The following is a 9,371-nucleotide window of genomic DNA, read 5'->3' as shown; positions in this document are numbered from 1 at the left end:
ACTTGCGGGTCCAGAAGCCGAGCGCCTCGTCGGCGTCCTCGACGCGGATCATCGTGTGGTCGAGGCTCCACTTCGCGCCGTGGTCGCGCTTGACGATCTCGATCTCGTGGCCGTCGGGGTCCTTCACGAACGCGTAGCGGTTGTCGCACGATTCGGGGTCGCGGTAGTCGTCGACGCCGTTGGCCAGCAGCTCGTCGTAGGCGTCCTGCAGACCGTCTTCGGGCACGCGGACGGCGATGTGGCCCCACGCGTCGCCCAGCTCGTAGGTCCGGTCGTCGTGGTTGTAGGTGAGCTCCAGCAGGGCGCCGTCCTCGTGGGCGTCCTCGGGACCGAGGAAGACGTTGGTGAACGTGTCCGCCTCCCAGCGGCCCCTCTCCTCGTAGCCGAAGTTGGTCTGGTACCACTCGAGGCTCTCCTCTAAGTCCTCCACGCGGATCATCACGTGGTCGAGAATGCCGCTCATACGGGCCACGATTCGGCGCTCGGGTCGAAAAGCGTACCGGACCCGGAAGCGGCTGCGGGCGGCTGCGGTCGACACTCGACCGCCCGCGCGGCCGTGTGCGAACGACAACGCGAACGTTGCGGAGAGGGCTGCCGCCTGACGAAGGGCCTTTAGGTCGGCGGTGAGACGAGGCATGTCCGCCGTGTTCTCCGTCCCCAATCCCTTCAGGCTCGCCATCCTCTACATCGGGTTCGCGCTGGCCCGAGCCGGGCTCATCGAGCGCGAGCGCGTGGTCCGGACCACCGACCTCGCGTGGCCCCGGATCGTCACCGGCGTCGCCCGGATGTCGAAAAACGCCGTGGACGTGGCGATGGTCGGCTCCGCGGTCGGCGTCTCCGCGGTCGCCGGCGTCGGCTTCGCCGGCCCCTTCTGGGGGCTCGCGTTCGCCATCGGCGGCGGCGTCGCGGGCGGCACCATCGCGCTCGTCTCCCAGCGGTACGGCGCGGGGGCCTACGAGGAGCTCGGGCTCGCGGTGCGCTCCTCGACGCTGCTCGTCGTCGTCGTCAGCCTCCCCGTCACGGCCGTCTTCTGGCTGTTCTCGAGCGAGCTCATCGGCCTCATCTCCAGCAACGAGCGCGCCATCGCGCTCGGCGCCGACTACCTCCGGATCGTCGGGCTCGGCGTCCCCTTCGCGGGGCTGAACCTCGTCGGGAGCCGCGTGCTCGTCGGTGCGGACGACGCATACACCGCGATGCAGGTCCGCGCGGGCGGTGCGCTCGTCAACGTCGTCCTCAACGCCGTCTTCATCTTCGGGCTCGGCTGGGGCGTCGAGGGGGCAGCGCTCGGCACCGTCCTCTCGAACGTCGTCGCGGTCGCCGCGTTCGCGGTCGGGCTCACTCGCGGCGCCCTTCCCGGGATGGGCGCGTTCCCCGTCACGATCGACCCCTTCGGGAACTACCTCGACCCCGGAACGCTACGGGACCTCGTGGAGATCGGCGCGCCGGTCGGCGCGCGCAACCTCGTGTGGACGGTCGCGGAGTTCCCGATGCTCGCCATCCTCGACGTGTTCGGCGAGAACACCGTCGCCGCGTTCGTCATCGCCCGCCGCATCTGGGGGATCATGAACACCCCCGGATGGGGTTTCGGACTCGCCTCCTCGAGCCTCGTGGGGCAGGAACTCGGGACGAACGACGAGGCGTCCGCGGAGGCGTACGCGCGCGACATCATTCGCTTCTCGGTGGCGACCTACCTCGTCTCCGCGGCACTCATCGCCGTCGCCGCGGCCGACATCGTCACCCTGTTCGCGGACCGCCCCGACAGCCCGGCGATCCCCATCGCGACGGACCTCGTCTACGCCGCCTGCGTCGCCGTCATCCTGCAGGGCGTCTCGGGGGGCGCCGCGGGGCCGCTGGACGCCGCCGGCGACACGAAGATCCCCTTCCTGAGCCAGCTGCTCGGCATGTTCTGCGGCTCCATCCCGCTGGCGTACCTGGGCGCGGCGGGGCTCTCGATCCCCTCGGTGACGGTCCCCCTGCTGGGGGCCGCCACGCCCGCGGTCGCGCTCGCGCCGCTCGGCTACTGGGGGCTCTACCTCGCGTTCCTCGCGGAGACCTCCATCCCGGCGGCGATCAACTACGCCCGGTTCCGGACCGGGAAGTGGAAGGCGATCAGCCAGAACTATCGGCCTGACGCGGCGACCGCGGACGACTGAGGCACGGGCGAATGTTGCCCGGGGCGGCACGTCGACGGACGGGAATCAGTCGTCCGACCGGTCGGGGCGGGCTGACTCCGGACTCTCGTCGTCTCCGCCGGCCCGATCGTCTTCTCCGGTCTCGCTTTCCTCCTCGTCCGCCGGCGGAGGGAGCATCGGCACCTCGACGGTGACGACCGCGCCGTCGCCGCCCGGGCGGTCCGCCATCTCCATCCGACCACCCGCCAGGTCCGTGCCCCACTTCACGAGCCAGAGGCCGAGACCGCTCCCGTGTTCGAGGGGGGACTCCCGGCCCCGGTCGATGACCGCCCACTCCTCGGCGTCGATCCCCGGTCCGTCGTCCGCGACCGCGACGTGCACCCAGTCGTCGACGACCGCGGTCGTCACCCACGCGGTCGGGTTCGGCTCGTCGTTGTGGCTGATCGCGTTCGTCAGCAGCTGTTCGACGACCACGTCGAGCGAGGCGGCGACGTACGTGCTCTCCGGGACCGGACCGACTTCGATCGTCGCGTCGGGGTAGCGGTCGCGGAGCCGCTCGGTCGCGTTCGCGAGCAGCGGCCCGGTCGGCGTCGGGTCGAGGGGGTCGGCCTCCTCGGAGAACATCGACGCGATCGACCGCGTCCGCTCGCTGAGCTGGAGGATCCGGCTCGCGCTCTCCTGGATCACCGCGGCGGACTCGGCGTGCTCGGGGTCTTCCCCCACCACGCTCGCGTAACCGTGGATGAGGTTCGTCTCGGTCCGGATGTTGTGTCTGAGCACGCGGTCCAACACGTCGAGCCGCTGCTGCTGACGGAGGTAGGCGCCCACGTCGTGGTAGGTGACGACGCGGCCCACCTGGCGGCTCCGCGAGTCGGAAAGCGGCGTCACGGTCACGTCGTAGGGGCGCCAGCCGTCGGTCCCCTCGATGGTGAGGCGCTCGGTGTCGCCGTCAGTCTCCGGCAGCCGATCGTAGGCCGGGACCACCGCGGCCGCGGGGCGTCCGAGCGCGTCGTCCGGGTCGAGCCCCAGCGCGGCCTCCGCGTCCCGGTTGTAGTCGACGACGTAGCCGTGGTTGTCGATCACCACGGCCGCCTCGTGGACCTGGTCGAAGACGTAGCGACGCGCGCGCGGCATCGCCGAGGGGCTCGTCCGGAGCAGCCGAAAGCGAGTGAGCGCGCCGAGGTACGCGACGCCCGTGACCGCGAAGCTGAGCGGCGTCGGGTCGAACCCCGCCAGTGCGTCCGGAACGACGCCCACCAGGTGGAGGGCGTTCGTCGTCCACGGCGCCAGCGTGCCGACGATGAGCGCGGCGCTTTGCGCCTTGAACGCCCGCGCCTCGTCGCGGACGAGCTGCAGCAGGGGGATCGTGCCAAACAGTCCCAGCAGGTAGGTGTACCCGGCGGTGACGTAGTACCAGACGCCGGGCGCGGCCCCGACGAAGTCGCCGAACGCGGTCGACTCGATCCAGCGGTCACGAAGGAGGAGGCCGTAGGGGTCGCCGCTCGCGGCGAGCAGCACGGTGACCGCCGGGACGACACAGAGCGCGGCCACGGTCTTTCGCGTGACGAGGCGGTCGCGGCCGGTGTACTCCAGCGCGAACACCAGCCACGCGACCGGGATGGCGACGACGCCGACCCACTGCACGTCGTACCAGAAGGCCTTCGCGGCGAGCGTCTCCGCCTGGAGCTCGAAGACCAGGAACACGGCCCACCACGCCTGGCCCGCAAGCAGGACGGCCAGGGGGGTCGCTCCGGGTTCCGGCCGCTCGCGCCACGCGACGATAGCCGCGGCCACGCCGACGATCACGGCGACCGTCACGACGGCCCGGAGCGGTGCGATCGGAAACACGACATCCGTCCCCTCGTCGCGAAGGGGTTTAATTCTCTTGTCACCGAGAAAAACGTACCAGCCGAGCGGCGTGTTCTTTTGCGGCCGCGGATCGAAGTCGCGGATCGAAGTCGCGGATCGAAGTCGGGGAGCGACGGCGGTCCCTTGCCCGGTGGTCGGCCGCCGTCGCCGCCGTCGCTGCCGTCGTCGCCGTCGGTGCCGCCGTCGACGCTCAGCCGAGCAGGAGGAGCGCGGCCGCGGCCACGAGGTAGCTGCACTCGGGCGCGATTCCGAGGAGGCGGCGCTCCCTGACGCGGCCGACGAGCCCGGTGGTCGCGAGCGAGACGGTCACGCCGACAAGGAGCGCGGCGACGTGGACCGGGGCGAGCAGGTCCGCGGCGCCGGCGGCCGCGATCAGCGCGACGACGACGCCGTCGACGAGGTACAGCGTCCGGCGCGTGCGGCGGACGCCCAGCGCGGTCGGGAGGGTGGCGACGCCCGCCTCGCGGTCCGCGCGCACGTCGCGGACGTTCGGCACCTCCACGTCGACGAACGAGCGCAGGAGGAAGTAGGCGAAGACGACCGCCGCGACGGGTGCGACCGCGGGGTCGAGCCCGGCGACATTCGGCGGCCCTTCGATCGCGGGCGCGGCGAACGCCAGCGGGAGGAGGGTGAGCGCGGTCGCCCACGCGACCGCGACGACGAGCGAGTTGACGAGGAGCACGTCCTTCAGGCGGGGGACGCGCTCGGCGACCCCCGGGAGCGCGTCCCCCACGGTCGGGAGCCAGTCGGAGGCGTAACAGACCCAGCAGACGCCGGGCAGGAGGGTGATCGCGAGCGCGAGGGGGCCGCCGAACAGCGCGACGGCGACGGCGAGCCCGTACGCGAGCGCGGCCGCGGCCGTGAACAGATCGGCGTGTCTGCGGGCGGCGGCCGCACGCTCCGGGGTGGAGGCGGCGTCCGCCTCGGCGTCGGCGACGTGGTCGGTGGCGTACACCGCGAAGGCGACGAGGCCCACCACCGCGGGCGCGGGCGAGAGCGGGACGCCCAGCAGCGCGGTGGCGACCAGCGTCTCCACGACGGCGACGAGCGCGACGAAGACGGGGCCCTCGAGGAACGCGGCCGCGAAGCGACGCGCCCTCGCTGCGGCGAGCGTGGTGGTCGACGGACGATGCGTGACTGTCGGACCGTCGCGGTCGGGCGACGGCGGGTTCGGTTGCGTAGCCATGGTCGTGTGCGACCGAGCGGTTTCGACGCTCGGACGCTACGATCATGCTGTGCCCGGTTCGGAATAAACGCCGAGGGAGGTGGTCCGGTCTTGCGGTCCGGTCCGAGGGGGGGACGGTTGCGTCCGTCGACTCCGTGTGACCATGCTCGATGGTCCGACGGGTCACAGGGCCGGTTGGAGGATTTATGACTCAGTAGAACGTTCCACCGTTATGAGCACGTCCGTCAAGATGGACGAGTCGACGAAGTCCCGGTTGGAGGAGCTGCAGGCGGAAATCCGTCTGGAGGCCGGCGTTCGTGTCACGCAACAGGAGTTGCTCGCGCGTATCGTCGGGGAGGCGTACGATTCGCGGGCGGAGCTGATCGACTCGTTCCGCGAGTCCGAGCCGGACGCGTCCGTGGCGGAGCGCGAGGCGTTTCACGACGGCCAGATCGCCTCGGGGACGACGACGCGGGAGTCGGACATCGACGAGGAGCTGTACGGGTGAGCGTCCTCGTCGACACGGGCGTGTTCTACGCGCATCACGACCGTGACGCCGCCCGACACGACGCCGCGGTCGCGATGATGAACGAACTGCTTGATGGCGCGTACGGGCGCGTGTACGCGACCGAGTACGTGTACGACGAGACGGTCACGCTGACGCGGTCGCGGACGGGGTCGTTCGATGCGGCGAAGACGGTCGGGGACCGGATCCGCGGTGCGGGGCGGTTCCCCGATGTCGTCGAGTTCCTGATCTCGGATCCGCCGGCCTTCGACCGGACTGTCGAGGCGTTCGAGCGCTATCGGGATCACGACCTGAGTTTCACCGACGCGAACCTGATCGCGCACTGCGAGCGCGGCGACGCGGACGCGGTCGTGAGCTTCGACGACGACTTCGACGGGATCGTCGACCGGGTCGAACCGACCGCTGAGGGATAGCGTCTCATCGGAGTCGGCTGTCGCGGTCGTCAGTCCTCGACGGAAACCGGAACTCGCGTCGCGCGCTCGTGGGCGGCGTACTCCTCGGAGAAAGCGCCGTCTCGCGGGCGGACTGGATCCCCGAGTGCGTACGAACGTTCCCTTGACACGACCGTGACCGTGGTTGGACCGTTGGGAGGAATTCTTTTGTGTATCACCGCTGTATCACCGCCCATGAGCACCGACACGGACGCGGGGGACAACCGAATGGAGAAGATCAACGTCCGAGTGCCGGAGGGGCTTCTGGCTCGGATCGATGAGGAGTGGGAGCGGCGTGGGTATTCCTCGAAGTCGGAGGCGATCCGCGACGCCCTTCGCAGTTGGGTGGAGCCGTCGACGCGGCTCTCGGAGGAGACGCTCGACGACTTGGAGCGGAGCCGCGAGCAGGTCGAACGCGGCGCGACGCACGACGCGGACGAGGTGCGGGAGCGACTCGGGCTCGCGGACGAGGACTGACGCGGGTCGAGTACACGGAGCAGGCGGTCGAGCACCTCGAAAAACACGACCAACAGGTCGCCGACCGCGTGATGAACAAGGTCGACGAGGCGACCGAGTGGACCGACCACCGTCTCGAACCACTCGCGGGCTACCCCTACTACAAACTCCGGGCCGGGGACTACCGGGCGATCATCACCTGGGACCGGTCGAACGATCGTCTCATTGTCGAAGCGGTGGGGCATCGCCGGAACTGTACGACCGCTATCTCCCGCCCTGAGGAGTCCGCTTTCGTCGGTCGCGACCGCGGTCGTCACTCCTCGCCCGACCGCGAGCCTCGAGTCGAGCGCTCGCGGGCGGCGTACTCCTCGGGAGAGAGCTCCGTCTCGCGGGCGGACTGCAGCTGCGAGTCGATGAGGACGTTCCCCTGGCGTGACCACTCCGCGTCGTCGTGGGTCCGGACGGACGCGGCCCAGGAGATGACGAACGCTCGACGTTCGCGGGCGTTGTCCGCGACCAGCTCGTCACGTTCCTCGGCGTTCATCGTCGTCCCGTTTCACGCCGAATCGGTCGACGTATCGGTCGGGTCGCTCCGTGGGAAGGGAAGCCGTTCGGCGACCGTCTCGGAGCGATGCGTCGCGTCCGTTCCTCGAACTCGCGGAGTCATGCCGAGACTCTTCGCGGACGCGTCGCTCGCGTGCGCGAGCGTCTAGACGTGTGTCGGCCCCTCCGCAGTCCGCTCCGCAGTAGCGGACGCCGCTGACGCCGTCCGGGATCGCGCGAGCTGAATCCCTGTCCGCAAACACGCGAGGTCCGCGACGCCCGCGTCCCAGCCCGCGGCCGCGATTCTCACCCCGAACCGGCCGGTTCGCGACCCTCGCCTGTCCGCCACGCATCGGACGCCCCACAAAGTACTTACCGGAGACCCCGCCGAAACGGCTCTACCCCCCGGATTCATGCGTGTGAAGGCTTCACACGATACTCTAAGCAACACAAAGTATTTATAACGAGGTGCGCTTGTTCCGTCCGTACCCCTACCCATGGTGGCAGCAGTGAGTATCCCTGACCAAGTCCGGCCGGTTTACGCCGACGACGTTGGTGTCGATGGCGGGCGCTCGGTCAAGGTTGGGAGAAAGGTTCTGTCGCCGGATGCAACAACCAACTAAACATGACAAGCGAAAACACAAACTATCGCGGAAAGGCGCGCGCCGTCTTCCTCGCGTTCATCATGGTCGTCTCCGTCTTCGGAGGCTCCATGGCGTTCGCAGGTACGGCCGCTGCCGCAAGCGTCGGGAGCGCTTCTGTTTCCGACACCGTGGTCGATCAGTCCTCGACCACACAGACGGTATCGTTTAACGTAGACATCGCTGCTGGAACGTCCGACTCCGTCACCATTGACACTCAGGAGTTCGTCTCCGCAGGTGTTGACGTGACTGGAGCGTCCGCTAGCGGCGGTACGAATACCGACGCAAGCGCGACCGTCGAGTCCGATAACAACGTCACGGTGACGGTGTCGGACACGAATGATGACAATACTGCCCACACGGGCGAGTCAGTCAGTGTCGACCTCACGCTGGACACGACGAGCGCGTCCACGGGGTCGTACACGTACAACATCTACTCCGGTCAGGACAGCTCTTCCGACTCTGACACGTTCAGTGTCGGTGGCCCGATCACTGACGCAGGTAGTCCGTCGAACATCGCTTCCTCTGACACGAGTCAGACCATTACTGGTGTGACCGCCAATGTCAGCGGCGAAACCGACGGATTTGTCTACGTCAACATTACCGATCTGGCAGAGAACGGTGTGGACGTGGACTCCGCTAGTGTTAGTGCTACTGCGACGAGCACTAGTGACTCCGCTGGTTCGACCACCTCGGTCTCCAGTAACAGCGGTGTGACCGTGGCCTACGTCTCCGTCAACGACGGTGGCGGTGACGGTGACGTTACACTTGACATCACTCTCAGTAGCCTTGACGCTAGCAATGCTGATGACGTCAAGGGCGTCACCTACGATGTTGCCGGGTCGACTGGCACGAGCACTGACTCGCGCTACGACAGTTCGAACGGTAACGCACCGGATGCGGACAACGAGCAGACTTCGAGCTTCCGCATTGGTAGCGGTGCCGCGGCAACTGGCGGCGACGTGACTGTTAACAGCACTACGGCTGGCAACAACACGCTCGTCTTCCAGGGTCAGGTCATCTACACTGACGAATTCAGCGCGAACGACGACGTCGAGCTCCGTCGCGTGACGGACTCCGGCACTTCGTTCGTCACCGAGAAGTCCGTCGACTCCGAGGGTGACATCACCTTCGACACGACGGACCTCGAGGCCGATGACTACATCCTCACGTCCGACGACAGTGGTTCCGACGTTGCGTTCGAGGTCGCGGTGCAGAATCTCGACGTGACGGCTGACTCCACGAGCGTCGACAACGACGGCGACGGTGCCCTCACGGACGTCGAGATCGACTCGAACCGTGGCGGCACGTTCGACCACATCATCACCTCCGAGAACCTCGACGTTGAGGAACTCGAGCAGATCACCGGCGGCACCGCGTACGACGCGGACGACGACGGTGAGAACGACTCCGTGCTGCTCAACGCGGGCAGCGGGGACACCTTCGAAGCGAACTTCACCGGCATCGACGCCGGTAACTACACGCTGACCTTCGACGTCGAAGACACGACGGCCGAGGACGAGGTGGACTTCACGGTCCAGTCCATCGGTGAGGGTCAGGTATCCTTCGCGCAGTCCACGTACACGGACCAGCGCGGTGACAACGTGG

General features: G+C 68.3%; 9 protein-coding genes and 1 pseudogene. 6 read left to right on the top strand and 4 right to left on the bottom strand.

All coding sequences use genetic code 11. The annotated features are described in order from the left end of the window. Window positions 1-463 (bottom strand): VOC family protein (locus tag AN233_RS17320; RefSeq protein WP_176696671.1); only part of this gene is annotated, 463 nt, incomplete at its 3' end. 172 nt (window positions 464-635) lie between these two features. Here AN233_RS17320 and AN233_RS08800 point away from each other — a divergent pair. Continuing rightward, complete coding sequence (locus AN233_RS08800) at window positions 636-2,153, top strand: MATE family efflux transporter (RefSeq protein WP_058366423.1); 1,518 nt, start codon at window positions 636-638, stop codon at window positions 2,151-2,153. Window positions 2,154-2,198: 45 nt separating this feature from the next. On the opposite strand, the gene AN233_RS08795 is transcribed toward AN233_RS08800, so the two are convergent. After that, the gene (locus AN233_RS08795) at window positions 2,199-3,980 is read right to left on the bottom strand and encodes a sensor histidine kinase (RefSeq protein WP_058366422.1); all 1,782 of its coding nucleotides are present in this window, start codon (window positions 3,978-3,980) and stop codon (window positions 2,199-2,201) included. Window positions 3,981-4,191: 211 nt separating this feature from the next. After that, window positions 4,192-5,187 (bottom strand): UbiA family prenyltransferase, encoded by a 996-nt coding sequence (locus AN233_RS08790; protein ID WP_058366421.1) that lies wholly within the window; start codon window positions 5,185-5,187, stop codon window positions 4,192-4,194. Between the two features lie 211 nt (window positions 5,188-5,398). Between AN233_RS08790 and AN233_RS08785 the strand changes: the two genes are divergently transcribed. The 4 genes and pseudogenes from AN233_RS08785 to AN233_RS16435 all read left to right on the top strand — a co-directional run bounded on the left by AN233_RS08785 (window position 5,399) and on the right by AN233_RS16435 (window position 6,859). Next, window positions 5,399-5,674: a hypothetical protein gene (locus tag AN233_RS08785; RefSeq protein WP_058366420.1), complete on the top strand. Its 276-nt coding sequence runs from the start codon at window positions 5,399-5,401 to the stop codon at window positions 5,672-5,674. Continuing rightward, entirely contained in the window at window positions 5,671-6,105 is a 435-nt protein-coding gene (locus AN233_RS08780; protein ID WP_058366419.1) for a type II toxin-antitoxin system VapC family toxin, read from the top strand. Before AN233_RS08785 ends, AN233_RS08780 begins: the two co-directional genes overlap by 4 nt. 213 nt (window positions 6,106-6,318) lie before the next feature. Further along, window positions 6,319-6,600: a ribbon-helix-helix domain-containing protein gene (locus AN233_RS08775; protein ID WP_058366418.1), complete on the top strand. Its 282-nt coding sequence runs from the start codon at window positions 6,319-6,321 to the stop codon at window positions 6,598-6,600. Then, window positions 6,597-6,859: pseudogene (locus AN233_RS16435) on the top strand (type II toxin-antitoxin system RelE family toxin). Before AN233_RS08775 ends, AN233_RS16435 begins: the two are co-directional and overlap by 4 nt. Window positions 6,860-6,892: 33 nt before the next feature. On the opposite strand, the gene AN233_RS08770 reads toward AN233_RS16435, so the two are convergent. Beyond that, window positions 6,893-7,123 carry a hypothetical protein gene (locus tag AN233_RS08770; protein WP_058366417.1) on the bottom strand — a complete coding sequence of 77 codons (231 nt, stop codon included), beginning with the start codon at window positions 7,121-7,123 and terminating at the stop codon, window positions 6,893-6,895. 684 nt (window positions 7,124-7,807) lie between these two features. Here AN233_RS08770 and AN233_RS16845 point away from each other — a divergent pair. Further along, a partial coding sequence (locus AN233_RS16845; RefSeq protein ID WP_394326202.1) for a beta strand repeat-containing protein occupies window positions 7,808-9,371 on the top strand: 1,564 nt, incomplete at its 3' end.

Origin of the sequence: Haloparvum sedimenti, from assembly GCF_001462205.1 — an archaeon.
Lineage (GTDB): Archaea > Halobacteriota > Halobacteria > Halobacteriales > Haloferacaceae > Haloparvum > Haloparvum sedimenti.
This window is presented reverse-complemented; position numbering and strand designations above follow the sequence as displayed.

Coding starts and splice junctions, on each gene's coding strand:
- AN233_RS08770 (WP_058366417.1), bottom strand. CDS start 7,123: ATGAACGCCGAGGAACGTGACGAGCTGGTCGCGGACAACGCCCGCGAA.
- AN233_RS08800 (WP_058366423.1), top strand. CDS start 636: ATGTCCGCCGTGTTCTCCGTCCCCAATCCCTTCAGGCTCGCCATCCTC.
- AN233_RS08790 (WP_058366421.1), bottom strand. CDS start 5,187: ATGGCTACGCAACCGAACCCGCCGTCGCCCGACCGCGACGGTCCGACA.
- AN233_RS08785 (WP_058366420.1), top strand. CDS start 5,399: ATGAGCACGTCCGTCAAGATGGACGAGTCGACGAAGTCCCGGTTGGAG.
- AN233_RS08775 (WP_058366418.1), top strand. CDS start 6,319: ATGAGCACCGACACGGACGCGGGGGACAACCGAATGGAGAAGATCAAC.